The 25,327-nt window shown below is 67.5% G+C and carries 25 protein-coding genes; 11 read left to right on the plus strand and 14 right to left on the minus strand.

Annotation, left to right across the window (positions count from 1 at the left end):
- Positions 1-21: 21 nt before the first annotated feature.
- The 4 genes from G315_RS0109105 (at position 22) to G315_RS0109120 (ending at position 5,015) form a co-directional block, all read left to right on the plus strand.
- Positions 22-813, plus strand: a complete 792-nt coding sequence (locus G315_RS0109105; protein ID WP_018146052.1) for a YdcF family protein — start codon at positions 22-24, stop codon at positions 811-813.
- On the plus strand, positions 813-2,891 hold the full coding sequence (locus G315_RS0109110; RefSeq protein ID WP_019612363.1) for a hypothetical protein: 2,079 nt from the start codon (positions 813-815) through the stop codon (positions 2,889-2,891). The genes G315_RS0109105 and G315_RS0109110 overlap by 1 nt, the downstream gene beginning before the upstream one ends.
- Positions 2,892-2,979: 88 nt before the next feature.
- Positions 2,980-3,609: a YdbL family protein gene (locus G315_RS0109115; protein WP_038034786.1), complete on the plus strand. Its 630-nt coding sequence runs from the start codon at positions 2,980-2,982 to the stop codon at positions 3,607-3,609.
- A gap of 38 nt (positions 3,610-3,647) precedes the next feature.
- Positions 3,648-5,015: a YihY/virulence factor BrkB family protein gene (locus G315_RS0109120; RefSeq protein ID WP_018650335.1), complete on the plus strand. Its 1,368-nt coding sequence runs from the start codon at positions 3,648-3,650 to the stop codon at positions 5,013-5,015.
- 19 nt (positions 5,016-5,034) lie between these two features.
- Here G315_RS0109120 and G315_RS0109125 read toward each other — a convergent pair whose 3' ends face one another.
- Entirely contained in the window at positions 5,035-5,466 is a 432-nt protein-coding gene (locus G315_RS0109125) for an SRPBCC family protein (RefSeq protein WP_018146048.1), read from the minus strand.
- A 157-nt stretch (positions 5,467-5,623) separates the two neighbouring features.
- On the opposite strand from G315_RS0109125, the gene G315_RS0109130 reads away from it, so the two are divergent.
- From G315_RS0109130 to G315_RS0109140, 3 genes are read left to right on the plus strand one after another with little or no spacing between them, the layout of a single operon-like run.
- A complete protein-coding gene (locus G315_RS0109130) occupies positions 5,624-6,082 on the plus strand; it encodes a hypothetical protein (RefSeq protein WP_019612365.1) in 459 nt (152 codons plus the stop codon).
- Positions 6,083-6,136: 54 nt separating this feature from the next.
- Positions 6,137-7,264 (plus strand): efflux RND transporter periplasmic adaptor subunit, encoded by a 1,128-nt coding sequence (locus G315_RS0109135; protein ID WP_018146046.1) that lies wholly within the window; start codon positions 6,137-6,139, stop codon positions 7,262-7,264.
- Positions 7,261-10,428 (plus strand): efflux RND transporter permease subunit, encoded by a 3,168-nt coding sequence (locus G315_RS0109140; protein ID WP_019612366.1) that lies wholly within the window; start codon positions 7,261-7,263, stop codon positions 10,426-10,428. Before G315_RS0109135 ends, G315_RS0109140 begins: the two co-directional genes overlap by 4 nt.
- Here the strand turns inward: G315_RS0109140 and G315_RS0109145 are convergent.
- From G315_RS0109145 to metG, 12 genes are all read right to left on the minus strand, one after another.
- On the minus strand, positions 10,406-10,831 hold the full coding sequence (locus G315_RS0109145; RefSeq protein ID WP_018146044.1) for a DUF1841 family protein: 426 nt from the start codon (positions 10,829-10,831) through the stop codon (positions 10,406-10,408). The two genes, G315_RS0109140 and G315_RS0109145, sit on opposite strands and share 23 nt — an antisense overlap.
- A 29-nt stretch (positions 10,832-10,860) precedes the next feature.
- Positions 10,861-11,508 (minus strand): endonuclease III, encoded by a 648-nt coding sequence (gene nth / locus G315_RS0109150; protein WP_019612367.1) that lies wholly within the window; start codon positions 11,506-11,508, stop codon positions 10,861-10,863.
- A gap of 66 nt (positions 11,509-11,574) precedes the next feature.
- Positions 11,575-12,012 carry a hypothetical protein gene (locus G315_RS0109155; protein ID WP_018146042.1) on the minus strand — a complete coding sequence of 146 codons (438 nt, stop codon included), beginning with the start codon at positions 12,010-12,012 and terminating at the stop codon, positions 11,575-11,577.
- 107 nt (positions 12,013-12,119) lie between these two features.
- On the minus strand, positions 12,120-12,821 hold the full coding sequence (locus tag G315_RS0109160; RefSeq protein ID WP_018146041.1) for an electron transport complex subunit E: 702 nt from the start codon (positions 12,819-12,821) through the stop codon (positions 12,120-12,122).
- The gene (gene rsxG, locus G315_RS0109165; protein ID WP_018146040.1) at positions 12,818-13,513 is read right to left on the minus strand and encodes an electron transport complex subunit RsxG; all 696 of its coding nucleotides are present in this window, start codon (positions 13,511-13,513) and stop codon (positions 12,818-12,820) included. The genes G315_RS0109160 and rsxG overlap by 4 nt, the downstream gene beginning before the upstream one ends.
- The gene (gene rsxD / locus G315_RS0109170; RefSeq protein WP_019612368.1) at positions 13,506-14,567 is read right to left on the minus strand and encodes an electron transport complex subunit RsxD; all 1,062 of its coding nucleotides are present in this window, start codon (positions 14,565-14,567) and stop codon (positions 13,506-13,508) included. The genes rsxG and rsxD overlap by 8 nt, the downstream gene beginning before the upstream one ends.
- Complete coding sequence (gene rsxC, locus G315_RS0109175) at positions 14,567-16,237, minus strand: electron transport complex subunit RsxC (protein WP_018146038.1); 1,671 nt, start codon at positions 16,235-16,237, stop codon at positions 14,567-14,569. Before rsxC ends, rsxD begins: the two co-directional genes overlap by 1 nt.
- A 32-nt stretch (positions 16,238-16,269) precedes the next feature.
- On the minus strand, positions 16,270-16,854 hold the full coding sequence (rsxB, locus tag G315_RS0109180; RefSeq protein WP_018146037.1) for an electron transport complex subunit RsxB: 585 nt from the start codon (positions 16,852-16,854) through the stop codon (positions 16,270-16,272).
- Entirely contained in the window at positions 16,851-17,429 is a 579-nt protein-coding gene (gene rsxA / locus G315_RS0109185) for an electron transport complex subunit RsxA (RefSeq protein ID WP_018146036.1), read from the minus strand. Before rsxA ends, rsxB begins: the two co-directional genes overlap by 4 nt.
- Before the next feature lie 165 nt (positions 17,430-17,594).
- A complete protein-coding gene (locus G315_RS0109190; RefSeq protein ID WP_018146035.1) occupies positions 17,595-18,302 on the minus strand; it encodes a hypothetical protein in 708 nt (235 codons plus the stop codon).
- Positions 18,302-18,922 carry a methylthioribulose 1-phosphate dehydratase gene (gene mtnB, locus G315_RS0109195; RefSeq protein ID WP_018146034.1) on the minus strand — a complete coding sequence of 207 codons (621 nt, stop codon included), beginning with the start codon at positions 18,920-18,922 and terminating at the stop codon, positions 18,302-18,304. Before mtnB ends, G315_RS0109190 begins: the two co-directional genes overlap by 1 nt.
- Positions 18,923-19,023: 101 nt before the next feature.
- The gene (gene metG, locus G315_RS0109200; protein ID WP_019612369.1) at positions 19,024-21,063 is read right to left on the minus strand and encodes a methionine--tRNA ligase; all 2,040 of its coding nucleotides are present in this window, start codon (positions 21,061-21,063) and stop codon (positions 19,024-19,026) included.
- A gap of 453 nt (positions 21,064-21,516) precedes the next feature.
- On the opposite strand from metG, the gene apbC reads away from it, so the two are divergent.
- From apbC to G315_RS0109220, 4 genes are all read left to right on the plus strand, one after another.
- On the plus strand, positions 21,517-22,608 hold the full coding sequence (gene apbC / locus G315_RS0109205) for an iron-sulfur cluster carrier protein ApbC (protein WP_018146032.1): 1,092 nt from the start codon (positions 21,517-21,519) through the stop codon (positions 22,606-22,608).
- Between the two features lie 27 nt (positions 22,609-22,635).
- A complete protein-coding gene (dcd, locus tag G315_RS0109210) occupies positions 22,636-23,202 on the plus strand; it encodes a dCTP deaminase (RefSeq protein ID WP_018146031.1) in 567 nt (188 codons plus the stop codon).
- Positions 23,203-23,233: 31 nt separating this feature from the next.
- Positions 23,234-24,139 (plus strand): carbamate kinase, encoded by a 906-nt coding sequence (locus G315_RS0109215; RefSeq protein WP_019612370.1) that lies wholly within the window; start codon positions 23,234-23,236, stop codon positions 24,137-24,139.
- Between the two features lie 95 nt (positions 24,140-24,234).
- On the plus strand, positions 24,235-24,456 hold the full coding sequence (locus G315_RS0109220) for a hypothetical protein (protein ID WP_026182140.1): 222 nt from the start codon (positions 24,235-24,237) through the stop codon (positions 24,454-24,456).
- A gap of 34 nt (positions 24,457-24,490) precedes the next feature.
- Here G315_RS0109220 and G315_RS0109225 read toward each other — a convergent pair whose 3' ends face one another.
- On the minus strand, positions 24,491-25,060 hold the full coding sequence (locus G315_RS0109225; protein ID WP_019612371.1) for a DUF2058 domain-containing protein: 570 nt from the start codon (positions 25,058-25,060) through the stop codon (positions 24,491-24,493).
- Positions 25,061-25,327 lie beyond the last annotated feature (267 nt).

A 25,327-nucleotide genomic window follows, 5' to 3' on the forward strand; every position in this document is an offset into this window, starting at 1 on the left:
GGATCGCAGGCGGAGAGCGCCGTGCTCGCGTCCCTGCAGACGGTTGCCGAATACCTGTTGCTGCCCCCGGGGCTTGGGATCGCGCTGACCCTGGTCGGGGTCGCCTTCTGGCGCGCCGACTGGCGCGGGGGGCGGCCGTTATTGGCGATCGGTCTGCTGGCGCTGGTGCTGCCAAGCCTGAATGTTGTTGCCCAGCCGCTGGCGCACGCCATCGAGCGCGATCTGCGCGATGCCGTGGTGGCGGTGGGGCGAGCCGATGCCATCGTGGTGCTGGGCGGCGGACGCTGGCCCGGACGCGGCGAGGACGGCGGCCGCGATGCCCTGAATCCCCAGACCCACGAGCGTCTGCGCCATGCCGCCCGGCTGCACCGCGATACCGGGCTGCCGCTGCTGGTCTCGGGCGGGCGTCCGGGTGCGTTGCCCGGGCGGCGCTCCGAGGCCGAGCTGATGGCGGCCACCCTGCAAACCGATCTGGGTGTGCCGGTGCGCTGGCTGGAAAGCACCTCGCGCAACACCTGCGAGAACGCCACGCACACCCGCCAGCGCCTGCAGCAAAGCGACGTGCAACGGGTGCTGGTGGTAACCCAGGCCCTGCACATGCCGCGTGCCCTGGCCTGCTTCGAACGTGCCGGCCTGGCGGCTGACCCGGCACCGACCGGCTTTCGCGGCCCCACGGGCGATCCACGGCGGGTCGAGGACTTCCTGCCGACCCTCGAGGCCTTGGAGACGTCGCGCTTCGCGATGCGCGAATGGCTGGCCCGCCTGGCGCGGCCGCTACGCGACCGTCTGCCGGACCGGGGCGACCCGGCCTGATGCTCGCGCTGCGCCGTGCACCGGGCTTGTATGGCGCGGCGGCCGGGCTGATGCTCTTTCTGCTGGCGGGTGTGGCCGTGGCCGCGGATGCGGAGGTGGAGTTCGATGGCGGCATCCAGCTGGATCTGCGGATCGAATCCCTGTTGCGCGACGATCTTGACGCGCATGGCCTGAGCACCCGTGTGCAATGGACGCGCGAAGGCCTGTCCCTGGCGATCCGCGCGGATCGCGTCGAACTCCCCGAGCCCATCGGAACCCTGCAAGACCTGCGTGTGGAATGCAGTGATCTGCAGGTAAGTCGTGCCGAGGTCCGCTGCGATACGGCGCGACTCTGGGGTGATGCCGGGGATCTGCACCTGCGGGGTGCCCCGGTAGGCCTGTATTGGGGGCGCGAGACGGGCGCGCTTGCGCTGGCGGGTGCGTGGCCCGGTTGGTTCGGGGCGCAGGGCGATTTCCACGTGCGGCTGGATCCCGCCCGCGGCTGGGATGTGCGGGCCGATTTCGCGGGGATCAACCTGGCGGCCCTGGCCGGTTCGGCGCGCCTGCCAATGGAGTTGCCCGTGCATCTGGGGCAGGGCACGGCGGATCTCGCGCTGCACTGGCGTGAACGCAGGCGTTCCGAGGTCACCCTGACGGTGCATGATCTCGCATTCAGCGACGATCTGGGCCTGCAGGCTGGGGAAGAACTGGACGGTCGGCTGCGCCTCGCGGGTGATGCCGACGGCTGGGATGTTGATCTGGCACTGACAGCGGGTGTGGTGTTCGTCGATCCCTGGTTTGTCGATCTGGATGCCGAGGGTCCGCTGACCCTGGACGCCCGCGGGGTGGTGGTGGACGGCGAGAGCCGAGCGGTGCGAGCGGAGTCGCTGTCACTGGATTATGGCGAGGCGGCCTCGCTGCAGGGACAGGGCCTCGCCTTCGCGCCCGAACGTGGTCTGGATGGCCAGTTCCGGGGTGAGGTCGGGGCACTTGGCGTGATCTACGAGACCGTGCTGTCGCCGTGGCTGGTGGGGACAGCCCTGGGCGAACTGGATGCCGCAGGGCGTATGAGCGGCGAGGTCGAGGTGCAGGCCTCCGAGCCGCACTACGCCCGGCTCGAATGGTCCGGGGTCGAGGCCCAGGACCGGCGTGGGCGTTTTGGTGTGAGCGGTGCGCGGGGCGAGCTGGACTGGTCCGCCACCGTGCCGGGTGGCCCCGGCCGCATCGGCTTTGATGCGGCCCATCTGTACGGCCTGCCGTTCGACGGGTTTTCCGCCCGGGTGCGTGCGCGGCCACAGGGGCTGGAATTGCTGGAGGCGACCGAGATCCCGATCCTCGATGGGGGCCTGCGGGTCAGGGCCTTCAGCGTGCAGCAGACCGAGACCGGGCCGGACGTGCAGTTCCAGGGGGGGATTCGGGCGATCAGTCTGGAGTTGCTGACCGACGTGCTGGGCTGGCCTCGCTTCTCCGGTCAGGTGGCCGGGATGATCCCGCGGGTGCGCCTGGAGGACGGCGATCTGAACGTGGATGGGCGGCTGCTGGTCCAGGTGTTCGATGGCGAGGTGGTGCTGCGCGATGTCTATATTCACGATCTGTTCGGGTACGCACCGGAGCTCGGGCTGTCCACGCAGATCCAGCGCCTGGACCTGGAACTGGTCACGCGGGCCTTCGATATCGGCCGGATCCAGGGACGGCTGTCGGGGCACGTGAACGACCTGGTGATGGTGGACTGGTCGCCGGTGCACATGGACCTGGAGCTGATGACGCCAATGGACGATCCGGGACGGCGGCGCATCAGCCAGCGGGCGGTGGAGAACATCACCGAGCTGGGTGGCGGCCTGCAGGCGGCGGCTTCGTCGATCTTCCTGCGCGTTTTCGAGAACTTCAGCTATCGCCGCCTGGGCTTTCGCTGCGAACTGCGCGGGGACGTGTGCACGGCCTCCGGGGTGGCAGACCGCCCGGACGGCGGGTTCGTGCTGGTACAGGGCGGTGGCCTGCCGCAGATCGAGGTGATCGGCTACAACCGCCGGGTGGACTGGCCGGAACTGATCGACCGCCTGGCGACGATTCAGGGCGGCGAGGGGCCGGTCGTGCAATGAGTCAGTCGCGGTGTTTGGTTACGGTTCAGGATGATGGTGTAGATTGGGCACATGCGGGGTTTACCCGCCCGAACAAGGGATGACAGGCATGAAGGCTTTGTGGAGTGTTCCGGGACTGGCTCTGATGTTCGCGCTGCTCGCGGGCTGTGTGACCATCAATATCTACTTCCCCACCGCAGCGGCGGAGGAGGCGGCGCGCGCCATCGTGCGGGATGCGCTGCAGGTGCCCGAGGCCGAGCCGGCACCGGAGTCCGAGTCCGGTGTGCAGCTGCCGCCGTCGGAGCCGCGCCACACGGGCACGGCGAGCGCCGCGCCGGTGCTCGTGTGGGTGCTGGAACGCCTGGTGAGCCCGGCCGCCGCGCAGAGCCCGGACCTGCAGATCGAGACCCCGGCCATTAACCGCATCCGGGCCTCGCTGCGCGAGCGGGGGCCGCAGCTGGCACCGCATTTCCGCAGCGGTGCGATCGGTTTCGGTAACAATGCGGATGTGGTGATCCGCGATCTCTCCGAGGTTCCGCTGCGCGATCGCAGCACCGTGCAGCGACTGATTAGCGAGGAGAACTCGGATCGCGATTCGCTCTACCGCGAGATTGCCCGGGCCAATGACCGTCCGGACTGGGAACGCCAGATCCGCGAGACCTTTGCTCGCGTCTGGGTGGAAGAGGCCCCCTCGGGTTACTGGTACCAGGACGGCAGCGGCCAGTGGCAGCAGAAGTAACGGCCAGTGAGGGAACCCCCCATCCACGGGAGTGATGCGTGGCCGGCGTAGCCTGGGCCGAGCGCCTGGATGCCCGGCGCCGCCAGTTGACCGAGCTGGTCAATGACACGGATCTTTCGGCGTTGCCGCGCTGGAAGGCCGTCCCGCTCGGGATGGTACGCGGTGTCTTCGCGCTGGTGCGCGAGGTCTCCGAGGGGCAGCTGACGCTGCGCGCGATGAGCCTGGTGTTCACTACCCTGTTGTCGATGGTGCCGCTGCTGGCGCTGTCATTCTCGGTGCTCAAGGCCTTTGGTGCCCACAACGCGGTGGAGCCATTCTTGCTGGGCGTGCTCGAGCCCCTGGGCGAGCAGGGGGTGGAGATTGCCCACAATGTACTCGAGTTTGTCGACAATATGCGCGTGGGCGTGCTCGGGTTCGTGGGTCTGCTGTTCCTGGTCTACACGGTCATCGCACTGGTGCAGAAGATCGAGCTGGCCTTCAACGCCATCTGGCGGGTGGAGAACAACCGCAGCCTGGCCCAGCGCTTCTCCAACTACCTGTCGGTGATCCTGATCGGTCCAGTCCTGGTGGTATCCGCCCTGGGGGTGACCGCCACCGTGATGTCATCGGCGGCGATGCAGACGGTCGCCGGGATCGGGCCCGTCGGCATGCTGATCACCGAGATCTCGCGGCTGGTGCCCTATCTCCTGATCATCGCCGCCTTTGCCTTTATCTATGTGTTTGTGCCGAACACCCGGGTGAAGGTGATCCCGGCGCTGCTCGGGGCCGTGGTGGCCGGGTTGCTGTGGCAGAGCGTTGGCTGGGTGTTCGCCAATATGGTGGCGGGTTCGACCCGCTATGCGGCGATCTACTCCAGCTTCGCGATCATGATCATGCTGCTGATCTGGCTCTATCTCGCCTGGCTGATCCTGCTGATCGGGGCGAACGTCGCCTTCTTCGTGCAGCACCCGGAATACATGAACGTGCGCGGTATCCGCCTGCGCTTGTCCGGCGCGGGGCGCGAGCGCATGGGCCTGCACCTGATGCAGCAGGTCGGACAGCGCTTCCATGACGGGCATCCGGCGCCGACGCTGGACGAGGTCGCCGCGGCGCTGGCCGTCCCGGGCAATGCCCTGGGAGGCTCCGCGCGCCGGCTGGAGGAGGCCGGGCTGTTGCTGAAGGCGGGCGAGGACGGGCAGCAGCTGGTCCCGGCGCGGGATCTCGACGCCATCCGTGTGGACGAGATCCTGGAGGCCCTGCGCGCGGACACCGACGACCGCGCGATCCGCCGCTTGCGTGGCAGTGCGGCGGTGGAGCGGACCCTGAAGGACGTCGATGTGGCGCGGCGGGAGCGTCTGGATGGACGCACCCTGCGCGATCTATTGAACGAGGCTGCCGGCGATTCCGGGGCGGTGGAAACCGCCTGACGGCTCGCCTGTAGGGCCGTCAGGCGCGTGGCGCCTCGGCATCCAGGCGCTGCTGGGCGCGGGCCATCAGCTGCCCCGATACGCGCTCCACCAGCGACTGGGCCACGCGTCGCACGGCGGCATCCAGGATCGGATTCAGCTTGTACTCCAGTTCGAAGTCCACCCGCGTATGGCCCTCGCCATCAGGGGTCAGCCGGTAACTGCCGCGATTGTGAATCCCGCGGATGGAGCGCCAGGCGAAGTGTTCGGGGGCGATGGCGCTGCAGACTTCGACGTCGAAGCCCATGCGCATGCCGGCGGCGCGAATGGTCCAGCGGTAGCAGTCATCGCCCAGCCGTTCGATATGTTCCACGTGGTCGCACAGGTCCACGAAATTGGGGACGTGGCTCAGGAGCTCGAAGACCCGATCCGGCTCGGCGCGCAGGGAGGTGGAGTGGCTGATCGTTCGCATGGCGGATTCGTCTTCGCTGGCGGCTCTTTGGACTAAGAGCCTGGCGCGGGTTCGGGGTTCCACGCAAGCGTGGGTCGGATCGGTTTCCACCGGCTTGTCGCATCCGGGGTGGGGGCCTACGATGTTCGCTTACGCTGGCGACCCCCGGATGCCTTTGATGTCCACCGCGCAACAATGTCCCGAACTCGACTTCCTGCAACGATTCGAGGCCGGTTCCACCGGTATCCTGTACTGGGAACAGCTGGATCAACTGTGGGAGCATCTGCGCGAGCGCGCGGACGCCGGATGGTACGTCTATGCGGTGGGCGACGACGTCCCGGATCAGCCGGTGCCGGAGGAGACCTTCCGGCGTTTCGTCGACGAAGTCGACGCCCTCTTGCGGCGTGATCACGACGAGGATTACTGCGGGATCGTTTACGTCGACGACCGCGAACATCCGGAGTTCGTGAAGATCTTTGATCCCAACAACCTCGGCTCCAGCTGCGGCTCCTCCGGGCTCCGGGTCCTGCCGGGCTGGGTCGTGTCGCGGGTGCCGCCGGTGGATCTCGAGGTCGCGGTGCCCCCCACCGGCAGTCGCCGGCGCTGGTGGCAGCGGCTGTTCGGTGGTGCACAGTGAGACCGGGGGCCGGGTTGCTGGTGCGGTTCGTCCGGGCGCGGCTGGAAGCGTAGCGTGAGCGGGTCTGTCTGGCAGCGTCTGCGCGCCCAGTCCCGGTTGTTCATCGCCCTGGGCATTCTGGTGCTCGTGGTGGTCTGGATTGTCTCCGGGATGCTCGGGCGCGAGACGGAGGAGGCGCCGCGGGCAAGCGATCCCCAGCCCATGGCGGTGGCGGTAACGGAGCTCACGGCCGACCCGGTAGAGCGTTTGCTGGTGCTGCAAGGGCGGGTGGAACCGGATCTGCGCGTGATGGTTCGCGCGGAGACCGAAGGCCAAGTCGCGGAATGGGCCGTGGCCCGAGGCGCGCGGGTGGCTGTGGGGGATGAACTCGCGAACCTGCGCATGGATGATCGCGAGGCGCGGCGGCGCCAGGCAATCGCCCGGTTGCGCGGGGCGGAGAGCGAATACGAGGCGGCCCAGCGCCTGCACGACCAGGGGCATGTCTCGCGTACCCAGCTGGAGGCCCGCGAGGCGGAGCGCGAGGCCGCGCGGGCCGGGCTCGAGGCAGTCGAGCTGGATATCCGCAACACGCGGATTGTTGCACCCGTCGCGGGGATCGTGAATCAGCGCCTGGCGGATCGTGGTGACTTCGTCAGTCGCGGCGACCCGGTGGCGGAGGTGGTCGACAACGACCCGCTCCTGGCGGTGGTGCATGTACCCCAGCATCAGATCGGGCGGGTCGAGCCGGGCCAGTCGGCGCGGATCCGTTTCCTTGATCGACGGCGTGCCGAGGGCGAAGTACGGTTCGTTTCGCGCGTGGCCGAACCGGGCACGCAGACCTTTCGCGTCGAGATCGCGGTACCGAACCCGGACGAGGCCCTGCCGTCGGGTATCAGTGCCGGCGTCGAGATCCCGACCGCCGTGGTGCAGGCGCACAAGCTGTCCCCGGCCTGGATGGGGCTGGATGACGCCGGGCGTGTGGGGGTGAAGACGGTCGACGCGGCGGATCGAGTGGTGTTCCACGCCGTAGAGGTGATCCGGGCCGCGGCCGATGGCGTCTGGGTGACCGGCCTGCCCGAAACGGCACGGGTGATCACCATCGGCCACGGTTTCGTGACCGATGGCGAGCGGGTGCGCCCGCAAGCGGCGCAGGCGGACCCGGGGGCGGCGGTGCCGGAATCGGTGGACGGGGCGGCGCCGTGAGGTCCCTGATCGCCTGGGCGGTGGCACATGCCCGGACGGTACTGCTTTTTCTTCTGTTGATCCTGGTGCTGGGGGCGACCGCCTACCACATCGTGCCCAAGGAGGCGGCACCGGAGATCGATGTGCCGATCTTCTTTGTCTCGGTGCCGTATCCCGGGGTCAGTCCGGAAGACGCCGAGCGCTTGATGCTGCGGCCGCTGGAGCGCGAGCTGCAGGCACTGCCCGGGGTGGACGAGATGCAGTCCTGGGCGGGCGAGGGCTTTGCCCTGGTGCGTCTGGACTTCGAGCCGGGCTGGGACAACCGCCAGGCGCTGTCGGACCTGCGCGAGGAGGTCGACCAGGTGCGCCCCGAACTGCCGGCGGGTGCGGAGGAGCCGAGCGTCTCCGAGGTCGATCTGTCGCTGTTTCCGGTGCTGACGCTGAATCTCTCCGGGCCGCTGGACGAGCGGGCGCTGGTGCGCCTGGCGCGCGAGCTGCGCGACCGGGTCGAGGCGATCCCCGGGGTGCTGGAGGCGGATGTCGGCGGGGATCGCGAGGAGCAGATGGAGGTCCTGGTCGATCCGCTGGTGCTGGAGACCTATGAGCTGTCCTTCAGCGAACTGACCCGCGCGATCGAGCGCAACAACCGGCTGGTGGCGGCCGGCGCGCTGGACACCGGGGCCGGACGTATTCCGCTGCGCGTGCCGGGCACCATTGATGATGTCGACGACGTGCTGGACACCGCGATCCGTGTGGAGGGCGATGCGGTGGTGCGGGTGCGCGATGTCGCGGAGGTGCGTCAGACCTACCGCGACCCCGAGGGCTTCACCCGCATCGATGGTCAGCCTTCGGTGTCCCTGGAAATCCGCAAGGCGTCGGAGGCCAATATCCTCGAGGTGGTCGCGGCCGCCCGCGCGACCATCGAGGCTGCCCGCGCCGACTGGCCGGAAGCCGTGGAGGTGACCTATCTGCAGGACATGGCGCGGGATGTAGGTGACCTGCTGGGGGACCTGGAGAACAGCGTGATCACCGCGATGCTGATCGTGGCGCTGGTGATCCTGGCGATGATGGGGGCGCGCGCGGCGCTGCTGGTGGGAATGGCGATTCCCGGGGCCTTCCTCGGCGGCATCCTGGTGATCTACCTGATGGGTTTCACACTGAACGTGGTGGTGCTGTTCGGCCTGATCCTGGTCGTGGGCATGCTGGTGGACGGTGCCGTGGTGGTCGTGGAGCTGGCGGATCGCTATGTGGCCGAGGGCATGGCCCGGGCGGATGCGTTCCGCGCGGCTGCCCAGCGCATGGCCTGGCCCATCACCACGGCCATTGGGACCACGCTGGCGGTGTTCGCGCCCATGCTGCTGTGGCCCGGCATGGTCGGCGAGTTCATCGTCTACCTGCCGGCCACCGTGATCGTGACCCTGATCGCCTCGCTGGCGATGGCACTGGTCTTTATCCCGGCACTGGGTGCCGTGATCGGGCAGAGCCGGCCGATCAACGCCGCGCAGACGCGCTACGTGCGCGCGGCAGAGGAGGGACGCTACGACGAACTGCAGGGGATTACGCGTGCCTATATCCACCTGCTGCAATCCCTGGTGCGGCATCCCGGCTGGACGCTGGCGGGGACGGTCGCGGTGGTCGTGGTGGCCTACGCGCTGTATGCCACGCAGGGCCGGGGTGTGGAGTTTTTCCCGCAGGTCGAGCCCGATTTCGTGCAGGTCCAGGTGCAGGCACGCGGCGATCTCTCGGTATGGGAGGCGGATGCCCTGGTCCGCCAGGTGGAGGGCACTCTGCACGGCGTACCCGAGATCCGCCACGTCTACGCGCGCACCATCGGGACCCAGCTGGGCCGTCTGCAGGGCGACTATGCCGAGGACGTGATCGGGGTGATCCAGCTGGAACTGATTGGCTGGCGGCAGCGGCCACCGGCGGAGTCGATCATCGAAGATCTCCGCCGGCGGACCGCGGACCTGCCGGGGATTCGCCTGCAGTTCCGCGCCCAGGAACGTGGACCGAGCGAGGGTCGTCCGATCGTGCTCGAGGCCGCCAGCGCCGACCCCGAGCGGATTGCACCCGTGATCCGTCAGCTGCGCGCCGAAATGGACGCCCTCGGCGGGTTCGTGGACGTGACCGACGACCTGCCCTTGCCCGGGGTGGAGCTGGAGGTGCGCTTTGACCGTGAACAGGCGGCTCGCTTCGGGGTTGATGTCCCGTTGCTGGGCGAGGGCGTGCAACTGGTCACCAGCGGGATCTTGCTGGGAACCTACCGCCCGGACTACAGCGACGAGGAGGTTGATATCCGCTTGCGCTTGCCGGCCGCGCAGCGCCATCTTCAGCAGCTGGCGGGCCTGAACCTGCCGGGGGCCACCGGGCTGGTGCCGCTGGCCCATTTCGCCGAGTTGGTGCCGGTGCCGGCGACCGGCCTGATCAAGCGCCGCGATGGCCAGCGTGCGTACACCCTGGAGGCGGATGCGGGCCCCGGCTATCTGGTAGACGAGCGCCAGCGTGCGCTCGAAGGCCGGATGGCCGACATGGAGCTGGACGCCGAGGTGCAGCTGCGCTTTCGCGGTCAGGCGGAGGAGCAGGCCGAGGCCACGAACTTCCTGCTGGGGGCGTTCGGGCTGTCGCTGTTCCTGATGCTCGCGATGATGGTGACCCAGTTCAATCGCTTCTCCCAGGCCTTTCTGGTGCTCTCGGCCATCGTGTTTTCCACCGCCGGGGTGCTGCTGGCGCTGCTCTTGCGCGGGGAGCCCTTCGGTATCGTGATGAGCGGGATCGGCGTGCTGGCGTTGGCGGGGATCGTGGTGAACAACAACATCGTGCTGATCGATACCTACAACGAGCAGCGCAGGCTTGGGCTGGATGCGATGGAGGCGGTCCTGCGCGCGGCCGCGCAGCGGATGCGGCCGGTGCTGTTGACGGCGATCACGACCATCCTCGGCCTGTTGCCGATGGTGCTGGCGTGGACGGTGGACTTTGCCGGCCGGGACTTCTACGTGGGTGCGCCGGTCACCGGGTTCTGGGTCCAGCTGGCGACGGCCATCGCCGGAGGGCTGTTGTTTGCGACTCCGCTGACCCTGCTGTTTACGCCCGCCATGCTGGTATTGCTGGACCGTTGGGGTCTGGACCGACGGCCGGTATCGGTGGGCGGGTCGGGTTCCGCGGTCAGCGGCTCGCCAGGCGCTTGATGCACTCGAGGTAGGCATTCTCGTCCGGCGCGGCGTTGCTGCGCTGGGCTTCCCACAGGATCTGGCCCAGGCATTCCATCATCCGGTGCTCGGCATCCATGACGCCAAAGCGGGCGCACAGCCCCTGGTGCAGCTGGCGGGTGCCGGCTGGGCGGTCGGTGCGCGCCTGGTCGCGCAGGCTCAGGTGCATCGCCATGTGCAGGAACGGGTTGGAGGTGCCGAGCTCGGGCGGGAATTCGCCGGTCAGCGCGGTCTCGCGGTCTTTCAGGTAGTCGTGGTACTCGGGGTGTTCCGAGATCACGTCCACCAGTTGCTGCTCCAGATCGGTCAGGGCCTCGCCGGCCTGCGCCTTCTGCCAGGCGTCGACGAACTGGGTGCGGATCTGGTCGCGGTTGCCGTACATGGGAGGTTCCTTGAAGGGGGTAGGTTCGTTCAGGCGCCGACCGGGGGCGGTGTCTTTGCCTTGTATTCGCACAGGTCCGCGATCGGGCAGTGCCAGCACTCCGGCTTGCGCGCCTTGCAGACGTAGCGCCCGTGCAGGATCAGCCAGTGGTGGGCGTCCTGCAAGTAGGCCTTCGGGGTCAGGCGCATCAGGCGCTTCTCCACCTCCAGCACGGTCTTTCCGGGGGCCAGGCCGGTGCGGTTGGCGACCCGGAAGATGTGGGTGTCCACCGCGATGGTGGGGACGCCGAAGGCCGTGTTGAGGATGACGTTCGCGGTCTTGCGCCCGACGCCGGGCAGGGCCTCCAGCGATTCGCGGTCACGGGGGACCTCGCCGCCGTGGCGCTCGACCAGCATGCGGCAGGTCTTCATTACGTTCTCGGCCTTGGCGTTATACAGGCCGATGGTCTTGATGTGTTCCTTGAGGCCGTCGAGGCCCAGCTCGAGGATCGCCTCGGGGGTGTTCGCCACCGGGTAGAGGCGGCGCGTGGCCTTGTTGACGCCGACATCCGTGGCCTGGGCGGACAGGATGACCGCGATCAGCAGTTCAAACGGGGTGGCGTAGTCGAGCTCGGTCGTCGGCGCGGGGTTCGCCGCCTTCAGGCGCTCGAAGATGGCTTCACGCTTCGCGGCATTCATGGATGCGGGGGCTCCAAACAAACCGGCCCCGCTTCGCGGGGCCGGCAACTCGCGTAGTGACGTTGCTCAGACGTGGCGGAAGAGGCCGACATCCGGCGCGGCGTCGCGCGGGTTGGACTCGGCTTCCTTCTCCAGGTCCTTGATCAACTTGGCGTGCTTCTCTTCGATGTCGTGCATCGCCTTTTCGTCCATCTTCGGGAAGATCACGTCACGGATGAACGAACCCAGCTCGTCCAGGCAGCTCGGCCAGTATTTGTCGTTCAAGTGGAACGCATGGTGGGCATGGGTGCCCATCGGGTAGCTGTCGAACTTGCGGATCATGGTGTAGGACAGGTCGCTGTCCTTCTCGACAAAGTCCTTGGCGAAGTCATACCACCACTTGTAGTACTTCTCCTGGAGTTCGTCGTTGAACCCGTGGTTCTCGAAAAAGGCGGCGATCGTGCCGCGCGGGGCGAGGCCGTAGCGCGTGCCGCGCTTGCCAGCAAACGGGAAGTGTCCAGCCATGCCAATCTCCTGGGACGTTTGAATGTCCGGGGCGGTGGCCCCGGTAGAACGGATTCGTGGCGCCGGAAGTTTACCGGCTGACAGCCAGGAATCAAGGCCGGAGCCGATCAGGCGTTGTCGGGGCTCGCCTCGGTTGCGGTCGCGGTCTCGTCGCCGGTGGGGCTCGGTTCCGCTTCGAACTGGCTGTCGATCCAGTTCTTGGCGGCGATCAGGAGGCCCATGGCCATGAAGGCGCCGGGGGGCAGCAGGGCCAGCAGGAAGCCGTGCTCGGACGGGTAGAGCTGCAGGGTCATGCCGTGGCCCCAGTCGCCGAACAGCAGGTGGGCGTTGGCCATCAGCGTGCCCTGGCCGAGGACCTCGCGCAGGGCACCCAGGGCAATCAGCACGCCGGTGAAGCCCAGCCCCATCATCAGCCCGTCCAGCGCCGCGCGCGGGACCGAGTTGCGTGAGGCGAAGGCCTCGGCGCGGCCGATGATCGCGCAGTTGGTCACGATCAGCGGGATGAAGATGCCGAGGATCAGATACAGCCCGTGAAACCAGGCGTTCATCGCCAGTTCGATGGCGGTGACGATGGAGGCAATGATCAGCACGTACACCGGGATGCGGATCTCCGGGCGCGCATGGTCACGGATCAGCGAGACCAGCACGTTCGACAGCAGCAGGGTCAGGGTGGTCGCAATGCCGAGGCCAATCGCGTTGACCATGGTGCCGGAGATCGCCAGCAGCGGGCACAGTCCCAGCAGCTGCACCAGCCCGGGGTTGTTGTGCCACAGGCCGTCGCGAATGATGTCGGTCAGGGTCGGATTCATCGGCTTGCCTCGTCGTCCCCGTTGGTCTCGCTGGTCGGGAGCGGTTCCGTGACGGAGCCGGTTTCCTCGGGCCGGGTCGCCAGCAATTCGTCGCGGTGATGGTCGAAGTATTCCAGCGTGCGATAGACGGCGCGAACCACCGCACGCGGGGTAATGGTGGCCCCGGTGAACTGGTCGAAGACCCCGCCGTCCTTGCGCACGTGCCAGCCCTCGGTCGGTGGGTTGCCCAGCGAGCGCCCGTCGAAGCCGCGGATCCAGTCGGAGCGCTCGGCCTCAATGGCATCGCCCAGGCCCGGGGTCTCGCGGTGCGCGGAGACCCGCACGCCCTGGAGTTCGCCGTCGCGGTCGACGCCGATCAGCAGGTGGATATTGCCACTGTAGCCGTCCGGGGCGATCGCGGAGAAGACGATACCGACCACCTCGTCCTCGGCATCGCGGGCGAACCAGACCGGCAGGGGGCCTCCACCCAGCAGCTCGTGGTGCAGATCGATGGTGTCGTGGACCGGGTCGTTGCGGTAGTCGAGTTCCCCGGTCAGCTCCGCGATGCGGTTGCGATTGACCGCCATGCGGTTCTCCGCGATGCGCGCCTCGGTGGAGTCCTGTACCAGGGCGACGATGCCGGCCCCGGCGGCGGCAAAACCAGCGAGCAGGGCGGTCGCCAGCAGGATGTCCCGTGGCTTCAGGTTACCCATGGCCGTCCCCCGGCGGCGGTCCGCGGCGCTCGCGCCCGAAGATGCGCGGGCGCGTCAGGTGGTCCAGGGTCGGCGCGACCATGTTCATCAACAGTACGGCGAAGGCGACCGCATCCGGGTAGCCGCCCCAGGTGCGGATGACGAAGATCAGCAGGCCGATACCGGCCCCGTAGAGGATGCGCCCCAGCGGGGTGGTGGAGGCGGACACCGGGTCGGTGGCGATGAAGAAGGCGCCGATGATCACCGCGCCGCTGAATACATGGAAGGCCGGCGAGGCGAAGGAGTCCGGGTCCAGCATCCAGAAGAAGCCGGCCGGGATCGCCACGCCCAGGATTACCGCCACCGGGATGTGCCAGTGGATGATCCGCCGGAACAACAGGTACAACCCGCCGAGCAGGAAGAAATTGCCGATCCACTCCCAGCTGGTTTCGCTGAAGGTGCCGAACAGCGGGCTGGTGGTGATCTCGTTGACCGTGCGCCCGGCGCCCAGGCCCTCGCGCATCGCATCCAGCGGTGTGGCGCGGGTGATGGCATCCCAGTCCATGGCGGCCGGGAGGCTGCCGGTGAGGACCGTCTGCAGCGTCTGCCCGAGGCCCAGCGACATCTCGGACAGGGTGTCCGGGGCCGGCCACAGGGCCATTTCGCGCGGGAACGAGACCAGTACCACCACGTAGCCGACCATCGCCGGGTTGAACGGGTTGTAGCCCAGCCCGCCATACAGGTGCTTGGCGACGATGATGGCGAAGGCGATGCCGATCAGGGTGACCCAGACGGGTGTGAGCGGCGGTACCGCCAGCGCGAATAGCCAGCCGGTGACGATCGCCGAGTTGTCGCCCAGCGTGGCCATCACCGGGCGCTTGCGGGCGGCGACGATCGCGGCCTCGAAGGCCACCGCGAACAGCACTGCCAGGACCACATTGACCAGTACGCCCCAGCCGAAGAACCAGGCCATGGCGAGGGTGCCGGGCACCAGCGCCATCAGGACCTGCTGCATGACCCCACCCACCGAGTGGGCCGGGATCATGTGCGGCGAGGATTCGGTGCGAAAGCGCATCAGCGGTTGCCCGTGTCCGTGGAATCACGTTCGCCGGATTGGGCGGGTTCGGTGTGCGTCTCGGGGGTGGCGGCCGCCTTGTCCGCTTGCTCGGTCGCCGCGCCCTCGACGGCGTCCCCGGCCTTGGCGGCCTTGCGCGCTCGGGCGCGCTCGAGCGCGGCCTGAATGGCGGCCTGTTTGTCACTGTTTTCGTTACTGTCGCCGTCGGCGCTGCTGTCTTTTTTCTTGAGCGCGGCCTTCTTCTTGGCCATGCGTTCGGCCTTTTCGCGTTCCTCGCGCTCGATGCGTTCCTGGCGAAACTCGTAGCGTTCGCGCGCGATATCCGACTTCTGGCGCTCCTTCTCGCGCGCCCAGATCTCGTTCTTGGCATAGCGGTAGTACTGCACCAGCGGGATGTTGCTGGGGCAGACATGCGCGCAGCAGCCACATTCGATGCAGTCGAACAGGCCGTACTCCTGGGTCGCGTCGAAGTCCTTGGCCCTGGCCTGCCAGTACAGCTGCTGCGGCAGCAGTTGCGCCGGGCAGACGGCCGCGCACTCGCCGCAGCGGATGCAGGGCATCAGCGGGCCGGGTGCGGGCGTGTCCTGCGGGCGGGTCGCCAGCAGGCAGTTGGTCCCCTTGATCACCGGGATGGCGTCGTCATGGACCGCGAAGCCCATCATCGGGCCGCCCATCACCAGGCGGTCCACGCCCTCGGCATAGCCACCGGCGGCGGCGATCACATCGGCGAACGGGGTCCCCAGCAGGGCCTCGACATTGCGCGGATGCTGCACGCCCGGCCCGGTGACGGTGACGATGCGCGACAATAGCGGGCGACCCTGGATCACCGCATCGCAGACCGCCTTGAAGGTACCCGGGTTGTTGCAGATCATCCCGATATCCGCCGGCAGGCCGCCGCTGGGGACCTCCTGGCCGGTGAGGACCTTGATCAGCTGGCGCTCGCCGCCGGTGGGATAGATGGATGGCACCGAGACCAACTGGACCCGTTCGCGCAGCTCGCCGGGGAGGGTCTCGGTCAGTGCCCGCATGGCCTCCGGCATGTTGTCTTCCACCGCGAACAGTACGCGCTCCACACCCAGCAGGTGGGCGACGATGCGGATGCCCTCGAATACCGCCTCGGGGGCGCTGCGCAGCAGCGAGTCGTCGGCGCTGATGTAGGGTTCGCACTCGGCCCCGTTCACGATCAGCGTGTGGATGCGCTGGCCGGCGCGCGGATTGAGCTTGACCGCGGTAGGAAAGGCGGCCCCGCCCAGTCCGACGATCCCGGCATCGCGAATGCGTTGGCGCAGCTTGCGCGGGTCGCGGGTGTCCCAGTCCAGCCAGGGCTCCATGCGGGTTTCGCCCCAGTCGTCGCGGCCATCGCTTTGGATGGTCATGCAGGGGGCGCTGAGGCCCGAAGGGTGGGGTACCGCGTGGTCGGCGATCTCTACCACCTCGCCGGAGGTGGGGGCATGCACGTGGGCTGCGATATAGCCCTTGGACTGGCCAATCCGCTGGCCCTTGGTCACACGGTCCCCGACTGCCACGCAGGGCTCCGCCGCCTCGCCGATATGCTGGCCCAGGGGGACGATCAGCCGGGACGGCACGCCCATCACCAGCACCGGGTCGCGGGTGCTGGCGTCGGTCTCTTCGGCCAGTTTCAGGCCCCCATGGAAGCGATGCAGCTGCATAAGCGTATTCTAACGGTTCGCGGGCATCCGGCTCAGCCGGACTGCCGCGAACCGTCCGCGATGACGTGGATGGGCCGTTCGATCGGCGAAGGGTTCGGCTCCGACCAGCGCCATTCGGTGATGTCGGTGCCGACCGGGACCATGGTGATGCAGTCCACCGGGCAGGGCTCGATGCACAGCTCGCAGCCGGTGCATTCTTCCTCGATCACGGTGTGCATCTGCTTGGCAGCCCCGAGGATCGCGTCCACCGGGCAGGCCTGGATGCACAGGGTGCAGCCGATGCAGATGTTCTCGTCGATGATGGCGACGGCCTTCTCCTGTTCTTCTTCCTCCAGGGGCGTGGGTTCGCGGTCGAGCAGGTCCGCGAGGGCACGCACGGTCGCCTGGCCGCCGGGCGGACAGCGGTTGATGTCCGCTTCGCCCGCGGCGATGGCCTCGGCGTACGGGCGGCAGCCGGGATACGAGCACTGGCCGCACTGGGTCTGCGGCAGCAGGGCATCGATCTGATCGACGACTGGATCCGCCTCCACGCGAAAGCGCTGCGCGGCGAAGCCCAGAATCACCCCGAACACGGCGGCCAGGCCGCCGATCGCGAGGATGGCGTACAGCACGCTCACAGCCGAACCAGCCCGGAGAAGCCCATGAACCCCAGCGACATCAGCCCGGCGGTGATCATGGCGATCGCGCTGCCGCGGAACATCACCGGCACGTCGGCCACCGCGATCCGCTCGCGGATGGCGGAGAACAGGATCAGGACCAGCGAGAAACCGACCGCGGCGCCGAAGCCGTACAGGGCCGACTCGACGAAGTTGTGCGCCTCCTGGACGTTCAGCAGGGCGACGCCCAGCACCGCGCAATTGGTAGTGATCAGAGGCAGGAAGATGCCCAGCACGTTGTACAGCAGGGGCGAGGTCTTGCGCACCACCAGTTCGGTGAACTGCACCACGGCGGCGATCACCAGGATGAAGGCGATGGTGCGCAGGTACTCCAGCCCGAGCGGGAGCAGCAGGTACTCGTTGATCACGTAGGAGCTGACCGCGGACAACGTCAGCACGAAGGTCGTGGCCAGGCCCATGCCGGTGGCCGTCTCGACCTTGCGTGAGACCCCCATGAACGGGCACAGGCCCAGAAACTTCACCAGTACGAAGTTGTTCACGAGGATCGTACTGATGAGTATCAGGACGTATTCCACGTTAAATCCGAGTCGTCAGGTCAACAATACAGTATCCGGGAGTGGTACAGCGTACTCAACCCCGAGGGCTTCGTGGGTACCCGCTTTCTGCGGGTTGACCCCGTCTTTGGGCGGGTTCCAGGTGTGCGGCGGACAACCTTCTTGTCAGCGGTCCCGAGTAAGAGACTAGCCGCCCTGCGCGCCCGCGGGCATGAGCGAGCTCAAGGACCGTACCGGATGCGCGTCCTGCGGATTCGGGTCGGCCTCGGGCCGGGCGGTCATGAGCCAGGCCTGGTGAGCGCAATCGAGCTCGTCGCCACGCGCGGACAGGACCAGCACCGTCTCGGGCGTGCGGCCGATCTCTTCCGCCAGACGGCGGTAACTGCCGGCATCCCGCCGGCCCCCGATCCGGGTATCGAACAGCCCGTCCAGGCACTCTTCCACTTCCGGGTGCGGACTGTGGCGCAGCCAGTCGCGCTGCACCGGGGCCGGGGTTGCGCCGAAACTGTAGAGGGCGACGCCGGCCGCGTGCAGGTGCACCAGGGCTTCGGCTGTGGCCGCGTCCAGTTGCGGCTGCAGCGCGCCGGCCTCCAGCGCGTCCGCCCAGACCATGCCCTGCAGTTGGCGCACCGGGGTAATGTCCTGGCCGCCGCGAATCCAGGCGCGGATCTGGGCGAGAAGGCCATCCGCGTCCAGCTCGCGCCCGGAGTAGGCGAGGATATCCGCCAGGGTGCGCTGTACCGCGGTGGACTCCGCGTGACGCTCGAGGAAGCCGGGCAGCGCCTCCTGGGCATGTGGCTCCAGCGTCTCGCGCAGCACGCCGGATGGGGCAAGGATCCCTTCGAAGGCCAGGATGATGGCCTGAGGCGCCGAATGCGCGGCAGAGGCGGCCATTACACGACGAGCTGGCGGGCCAGCGTCTCGCATTCGAACATGAACTCGAAGGCCTCGGTTCGCTGCATCGCCAGTTCTACGGTCTGACCCCAGGTGTAGAGGCCGTGCCCGTTGATCAGATACCCGGCGAGCTCCGGATGGCGCGTCATGGCGGCGTCGACCTGGGCGGCCAGCTGCTGCATGTCCGGGTGATTGGCGAACACCGGGATCTGGAGGCCGCGCGAGGGGTGTTCGCAACCCGGGAGTTCGCGCAGGGCCTCGTAGTCGCGCAGCAACAGCGTCCCGGCGACCTGGCGCGAAAGCACCGTGCCGTGGACGCTGTGCGTGTGCAGCACGGCCCCCAGCTTGGGGTCGTGGCGGTACATGATGATGTGCAGGAAGGTCTCGGGGCCGGGGTCTCCGCTGCCGGAGATCAGGTGGCCTTCCAGATCGACGACCATGAAGTCGTGCGCATCCAGCAGATCCTTGCCGCGCCCGGGAGCGGTAATGACAATGTGCTGGTCATCCAGGCGCGCGGAGAAGTGCCCGGTGCGCGCGGGGAGCCAGCCGCGTTCCGCGAGCTCGCGTCCGGCGTCGGCCAGCAGGCGGACCTGTGCTTTGAATTCGGGGCTTTGTTCCATGCGTCCGGGGACCGAGAAAAGAGCGGCAGCTTACGCGAGCAACGGGCGCAAATCCATGGGCCGCGGGTGTTCTGCGTAAATCGCGCCGCCGGGGGCGGGCACTACTTGACGCGCATGCCGGGCCGGGCGCCGTCATCCGGATTCAGGATGTACAGCTCCGAGCCGCCCGGGCCGGCGGCCAGCACCATGCCCTCGGAGACGCCGAAGCGCATCTTGCGCGGGGCCAGGTTGGCGACCATCACCGTATGCTGACCGATCAAGTCCTCCGGCGCGTAGGCGGACTTGATGCCGGCGAATACCTGGCGCGTCTCGTTGCCGATGTCCAGGGTCAGCTTCAGCAGCTTGTCCGCGCCCTCGACGTGTTCGGCGTTGGCGATGCGCGCGATGCGCAGATCCACCTGGGCGAAGGTGTCGAAGTCGATGGTCGCGGCGATCGGATCCACGTTCGCCTCCGGGGCGGCGTTGTCGGTGGCGCTGGATGCCTCGGTCGCGGCCAGGGTGGCCTTCGACGCCTCCAGCAGCTTGTCGATGGTCTCCGCTTCGATGCGGGTCATCAGCGGCTTGAACTTCTGGATGCTGCGTCCGACCAGCGGCTCGCGGCTGGCCCAGCGGGTGTCTTCCAGGTTCAGGAACTCGGCGGCGTCGGCGGCCAGTTTCGGCAGCACCGGGGCGAGATAGACGATCAGGATCCGGAACAGGTCCAGCCCCTGGGTGTTGATCGCCTGGACCTCGGCCTCGCGGCCCTCCTGCTTCGCCAGGACCCAGGGTTGGGCCTCGTCGATGTACTGGTTGGCCTGGTCGGCCAGGGCCATGATGCGGCGCATCGCCTGGGCGAATTCGCGCTTCTCGAACGCCTCGGCAATCGCCTCGCCCTCGGCAACGAAGGCCTCGTGCAGGTCCGGGCGCGGGAGTTCCGCGGCCAGTTCGCCGTTGGAGCGCTTGTTGATGAAGCCGGCGCAACGGCTGGCGATGTTGACCACCTTGCCGACCAGGTCCGAGTTCACGCGCTGCACGAAGTCTTCGAAATTCAGGTCCAGGTCGTCGACGCTGTCGCCCAGCTTGGCGGCCAGGTAGTAGCGCAGGGATTCCGGGTTCAGGTGCTCCAGGTAGTCGCGGGCGCGGATGAAGGTGCCGCGCGACTTGGACATCTTCTGCCCGTTGACGGTCAGGAAGCCGTGGCAGAACACCGCCGAGGGGGTGCGATAGCCCGCACCGTGCAGCATGGCCGGCCAGAACAGGGTGTGGAAGTAGGCGATGTCCTTGCCGATGAAGTGATACAGCTCGGCGTCGGAGTCCGCCCCCCACCAGGCGTCGAAGTCCAGCCCCTGCTGCGCGGCGTAGGCGCGAAAGCTCGCCATGTAGCCGATCGGTGCGTCCAGCCAGACGTAGAAGTACTTGCCCGGCGCATCGGGGATCTCGAAGCCGAAGTAGGGTTTGTCGCGGGAGATGTCCCAGTCGCTGAGACCGGTGTCGAACCACTCGTCCAGCTTGTTGCGGATCGCGTCCTGCAGGCGTCCGGAGCGGGTCCATTCGCGCAGGAAGGCCTCGAAGTCGCCGAGCTTGAAGAAGTAGTGCTCGGAGGCGCGCGACTCCGGGCGCGCACCGCTGATCGCGGAGACTGGGTCCTTCAGGTCCAGCGGGCTGTAGGTCGCGCCGCAGGCCTCGCAGGAATCGCCGTACTGTTCCGCGGCGCCGCATTTGGGGCAGGTGCCCTTGATGAACCGATCGGGCAGGAACATCCCGGCCTCGGGGTCATAGGCCTGGTCGATGGTGCGGGTCTCGATATGTCCGGCATCGCGCAGCGCGGTGTAGATCTGCCCGGCCAGCTCGCGGTTCTCGTCCGAATGGGTCGAGTGGTAGTGGTCGAACCCGATGCGGAAGTCGGCGAAGTCGGCCTCGTGCTCCTGGCGCACGCGGGCGATCAGTTCCTCCGGCTCGATGCCCTCGGCGCGCGCCTTGAGCATGATCGGCGTGCCGTGGGCGTCGTCCGCGCAGACATAGATGACCTCGTGGCCGCGCGAACGCTGGAAGCGCACCCAGATATCGGTCTGGATGTATTCCACCAGGTGGCCCAGGTGGATCGGGCCGTTGGCGTAGGGCAGGGCGCTGGTGACGAGGATCTTGCGCGGGGTATCGGTCATTGCTTGGCTCGTTTGGGTGGCACCGGGCGCGGGTGCAGGGGCGCTATTGTCGGGTTTGGCTCGCGGGTTGTCGAGGCGTGCCAAGGGCTCCGGCATGTTGTCCACAGAAGTTGTGGATAACTCTGTGGGCAACCCGGTGGAATCGGTCGCGAGGCCTTGCCACACAAGGCCGCATGACAAATTGGTTAAAAAACGACCAACACATAAGAAGGCAGGACAAACAGTACTTTGCGGAACAATTGTGCAGCGACTTAGATGCTTGTTCGCCTATCTTGGCCGATGTTCCCTATCTTCAGGTCCTTTGTGCATAAAACCGTCGCAAGGGCCTTGACACCTGCCTTGATTCGCGCCTGGGGGCTTCGGAAAGGACGGGTGGCTCGTGGTGCCATTGGCGTGGTGCACCGAGGCCAGTAGAATCGCGCGATCACTCCCAACATCGGATGCCACGTACCCATGGCCGAACTCGCGCGAGAGCAGATCGAAAACGCCCTGAAGACCGTTCAGGACAAGTACCTCGAGCAGGACCTGGTCGCCGCCGGCGAGGTCCGGGACATTCGCGTGGACGGTGCCCGTGCCGCGATCGATATCCAGATGGGGTATTCCGCTGCTGGGTACCACGACGAGCTGCGCGCCGCCATCCAGGGTGCACTGGCGGGTGTGGCCGGGCTCGAGTCCTCCGAGGTCACCATCAGCACGAAGGTCACGACCCACGCGGTGCAGAAGAGCCTGAAGCCGATGGCGGGGATCAAGAACATCATCGCCGTGGCTTCCGGCAAGGGCGGGGTGGGCAAGTCCACGACCGCGGTCAACCTGGCGCTGGCCCTGGTCGCCGAGGGCGCGCAGGTCGGTATCCTGGATGCCGACATCTATGGCCCCAGCCAGCCGCGCATGCTGGGGATCAAGGACAAGCCGGAATCCAAGGACGGCAAGAGCATGGAGCCGCTGGAGCGCCACGGCGTGCAGGCGATGTCCATTGGTTTCCTGATCGACGAGGACACGCCAATGATTTGGCGTGGCCCGATGGTTACCCAGGCGCTGGAGCAGCTCCTGAACGAGACCAACTGGAAGGAGCTGGACTACCTGATCATCGACCTGCCGCCGGGCACCGGTGACATCCAGCTCACCCTGTCGCAGAAGATCCCGGTCTCCGGTTCGGTGATCGTGACCACGCCGCAGGACATCGCGTTGCTGGATGCGCGCAAGGGCCTGCGCATGTTCGAGAAGGTCGAGGTGCCGGTGCTCGGCATCATCGAGAACATGAGCATCCACATCTGCTCGAAGTGCGGCCACGAGGAATACATCTTCGGCCAGGGCGGCGCCGAGGGCATGGCGGAGGAATACGGCGTGGATCTGCTGGGCGCCCTGCCGCTGGACATCCGCATCCGCGAGCAGGCGGACGGTGGCGAACCCACCGTGGTCGCCGACCCGGAGGGCCGCATCACGGAGATCTACCGCGAGATCGCACGGCGCACGGGTGCCAAGCTGGCTGAGCAGTCCAAGGACTACAGCAGCAAATTCCCCAACATCGTGATCCAGGACAACTGATCCGGTGCGCCACCAGGGACAGGGCCAATGAGCATCAAGGCGGACCGCTGGATTCGGGAGATGGCCGAGACGAAGGGCATGATCGAGCCCTTCGAGCCCGGCCAGATCCGCTACCGCGACGAGCAGCGGATCGTGTCCTACGGGACCTCGAGCTACGGCTATGACGTGCGGTGCTCCGATCACTTCAAGATCTTCACCAACATCAACTCCAGCATTGTCGACCCCAAGGGCTTCGACGAGGGCAGTTTCGTGGACGTGCAGTCGGACTGCTGCATTATCCCGCCGAACTCCTTTGCCCTGGCGCATACGGTCGAGTACTTCCGCATCCCGCGCGATGTGCTGACCATCTGTCTGGGCAAGTCGACCTACGCGCGCTGCGGCATCATCGTGAACGTGACCCCGCTGGAGCCCGAGTGGGAGGGCCACGTGACGCTGGAGTTCTCCAACACCACGCCGCTGCCCGCCAAGATCTACGCCAACGAGGGCGTGGCGCAGATGCTGTTCCTGCAGTCCGACGAGGTCTGCGAGACCTCCTACAAGGACCGCGGTGGCAAATACCAGGGCCAGCGCGGCGTCACGCTCCCGCGCACCTGACCGAACCCTTCAAGTACGGAGTAGGCCCGCCATGCGTATCGTGATCGCGCTGGGCGGCAACGCCCTGCTGCAACGCGGCGAGACCCCCTCGGCCGAGGCCCAGCAGCACAACGCCCAGCGTGCGGCGGCAGCCATCGCGGCCGTGGCGCGCGCGCACGAGGTGGTCGTCACCCACGGCAACGGGCCCCAGGTGGGGTTGCTCGCCAATCAGGCGGAATGCGATCGCATCGCCTGGCCGCTGGATGTGGTCGGGGCCGAGAGCCACGGCATGATCGGCTACATCCTGGCGCGGGAGCTGCATAACGCGCTGGGCCATGACCGGGTGGCAAGCTTGCTCACCCAGACCGAGGTCGACCCGAACGACCCCGCCTTCGACCACCCGGAAAAGTTCATTGGCCCGACCTGGGACGCGGCCCGCGCCCGCGCGCTGGCCGACGAGCGTGGCTGGGACGTGGCGCCAGACGGCGAGGGCTGGCGGCGGGTGGTGGCATCGCCGGAGCCACAACGCCTACTGGGTATGGAGGCCGTTCGCAGTCTCGTGGATGGCGGGTCGGTGGCGATTTGTGCCGGGGGCGGCGGCGTACCGGTCGCGCGTGACGGCGTCGGGCGTCTATACGGCATCGAGGCCGTGGTGGACAAGGACCTGACGGCCGCGCGCCTGGCCGCGCATGTCGGGGCGGACTGGCTGTTGATGCTGACCGATGTCGACGGCGTCTACATGGACTGGGGCACGCCGGACGCCCGGCGCCTGAAGGCGCTTCTGGTTACGGCCGTGGAGCCGGCGGCGTACCCGGGCGGTTCCATGGGGCCGAAGATGGAGGCTGCACGGCGCGCTGCCCAGGGCGGCATTCGGGTCGGGATCGGTTCGCTGGAGGACGCCGCGGCTATCCTGGCCGGGCAAGCGGGGACCCGGATCCTGCCGGTGGGCGCCGCCTGAAGCCCTTGCCGGAACCCCCGCCTGTTACACTCGATGTTGCGCGCCCGCCGCAGAGTTTGCAGGCTTCGAGTACACATGGATCAAGAGTGAAGATGATGCGAGAGATTCAGCGAGCCGCCCCCCTGGTGATCGGTCTGACGGCCGTGGGTCTGCTGGCGCTAGGCTGCGGCAGCGGCGGCGAGCCGGAGGAGTCGGCCGGCCCCGCCCAGGGCCTGGAGCAGGGCGGCATCACGCCGCAGGACATGTCCAGTGACGAGGCGCGGCGCCCGCAGCAAAGCGGCATGCCCGCCGCGGACGTGAAGCGCGCAACCGACTGATTGGATCGCTGGCCTGCAGGGATTCCCCTGCGGGTCACCACATGAGGTCGTCGGGTACCACGTAGTCCTTGTATGGGTCGTCCGGGGCAGGTTCCGATCCGGTTTCGTCCTCGGCGGGGATGACCAGTGGCCATTCCGGATCGCGCTCGCGGATGCGGTCGGCGGTCTCGCGCGGGATGACCCGGAACCCCTTTTCCGGGCGCACATCCAGGCCGGCAAGCGCGGCGCGGCCGTCGGCCAGGCGCTTTTGCAGGTCGGCGGTCACCGGGAGGTGGCGGATCTGCCCGCCCTGCTGGAAGTGATAATCCAGCGCGGCATCGCCGGTGGGAATCGGCGCCAGGTGGGCGCTGACCAGTTCGCGGATCTGCGCGTGGCGTGCCCGGCGTTCGGCACGTTCCTGCTGTTCGCGGTTCTTCTGTCGCGAACGCTCGGCCTGCTCGGCCTTGCGCGCCTCGGCCACGCCCGGTTCCGGACCCGTGTTGCGGTCCTTCTTCTTCTTCGCGTTGCCTTTCTGGGCCTTGTGCTTTTGCGACTTGGCCTGGCGAACCTGTTTTTCGTCGACCAGCCCCGTTTTCAGGAGCTGACTGCGCAGATCATCCGACATGAATCCTGCCGTGTTCGGTCAATGGGTTAGGGAAACACTCATCCATGTACACGTTCGCGCTCGAGTCGCTTTTTCGTGCGAACAAGGCGCGGTGACTGCCGTGCAGTCATTCTGCACAAGGGAGCCGCAACGCCGTGCGCGCGCAAAAGCGGCCGAGCCCCTGCATTCAATAGCTTGTGGGGTTGGCACCCCAGGTTCCCCGATCCTGCGTTGCGCCGCTTGCAGGTAGAAGCCCCTACCTGCTGCGCACCGCGCCTTGGTTCGGAA

Origin of the sequence: Thioalkalivibrio sp. AKL7 (assembly GCF_000381705.1) — a bacterium.
Lineage (GTDB): Bacteria > Pseudomonadota > Gammaproteobacteria > Ectothiorhodospirales > Ectothiorhodospiraceae > Thioalkalivibrio > Thioalkalivibrio versutus.

What these genes read in the sequence shown, in the direction of transcription:
- G315_RS0109110 (WP_019612363.1), top strand. Translation starts at nt 813, where the DNA reads ATGCTCGCGCTGCGCCGTGCACCGGGCTTGTATGGCGCGGCGGCCGGG.
- G315_RS0109115 (WP_038034786.1), top strand. Translation starts at nt 2,980, where the DNA reads ATGAAGGCTTTGTGGAGTGTTCCGGGACTGGCTCTGATGTTCGCGCTG.
- G315_RS0109125 (WP_018146048.1), bottom strand. Translation starts at nt 5,466, where the DNA reads ATGCGAACGATCAGCCACTCCACCTCCCTGCGCGCCGAGCCGGATCGG.
- G315_RS0109130 (WP_019612365.1), top strand. Translation starts at nt 5,624, where the DNA reads ATGTCCACCGCGCAACAATGTCCCGAACTCGACTTCCTGCAACGATTC.
- G315_RS0109145 (WP_018146044.1), bottom strand. Translation starts at nt 10,831, where the DNA reads ATGTACGGCAACCGCGACCAGATCCGCACCCAGTTCGTCGACGCCTGG.
- nth (WP_019612367.1), bottom strand. Translation starts at nt 11,508, where the DNA reads ATGAATGCCGCGAAGCGTGAAGCCATCTTCGAGCGCCTGAAGGCGGCG.
- G315_RS0109155 (WP_018146042.1), bottom strand. Translation starts at nt 12,012, where the DNA reads ATGGCTGGACACTTCCCGTTTGCTGGCAAGCGCGGCACGCGCTACGGC.
- G315_RS0109160 (WP_018146041.1), bottom strand. Translation starts at nt 12,821, where the DNA reads ATGAATCCGACCCTGACCGACATCATTCGCGACGGCCTGTGGCACAAC.
- rsxG (WP_018146040.1), bottom strand. Translation starts at nt 13,513, where the DNA reads ATGGGTAACCTGAAGCCACGGGACATCCTGCTGGCGACCGCCCTGCTC.
- rsxD (WP_019612368.1), bottom strand. Translation starts at nt 14,567, where the DNA reads ATGCGCTTTCGCACCGAATCCTCGCCGCACATGATCCCGGCCCACTCG.
- rsxC (WP_018146038.1), bottom strand. Translation starts at nt 16,237, where the DNA reads ATGCAGCTGCATCGCTTCCATGGGGGCCTGAAACTGGCCGAAGAGACC.
- G315_RS0109190 (WP_018146035.1), bottom strand. Translation starts at nt 18,302, where the DNA reads ATGGCCGCCTCTGCCGCGCATTCGGCGCCTCAGGCCATCATCCTGGCC.
- mtnB (WP_018146034.1), bottom strand. Translation starts at nt 18,922, where the DNA reads ATGGAACAAAGCCCCGAATTCAAAGCACAGGTCCGCCTGCTGGCCGAC.
- metG (WP_019612369.1), bottom strand. Translation starts at nt 21,063, where the DNA reads ATGACCGATACCCCGCGCAAGATCCTCGTCACCAGCGCCCTGCCCTAC.
- apbC (WP_018146032.1), top strand. Translation starts at nt 21,517, where the DNA reads ATGGCCGAACTCGCGCGAGAGCAGATCGAAAACGCCCTGAAGACCGTT.
- dcd (WP_018146031.1), top strand. Translation starts at nt 22,636, where the DNA reads ATGAGCATCAAGGCGGACCGCTGGATTCGGGAGATGGCCGAGACGAAG.
- G315_RS0109215 (WP_019612370.1), top strand. Translation starts at nt 23,234, where the DNA reads ATGCGTATCGTGATCGCGCTGGGCGGCAACGCCCTGCTGCAACGCGGC.
- G315_RS0109220 (WP_026182140.1), top strand. Translation starts at nt 24,235, where the DNA reads ATGCGAGAGATTCAGCGAGCCGCCCCCCTGGTGATCGGTCTGACGGCC.
- G315_RS0109225 (WP_019612371.1), bottom strand. Translation starts at nt 25,060, where the DNA reads ATGTCGGATGATCTGCGCAGTCAGCTCCTGAAAACGGGGCTGGTCGAC.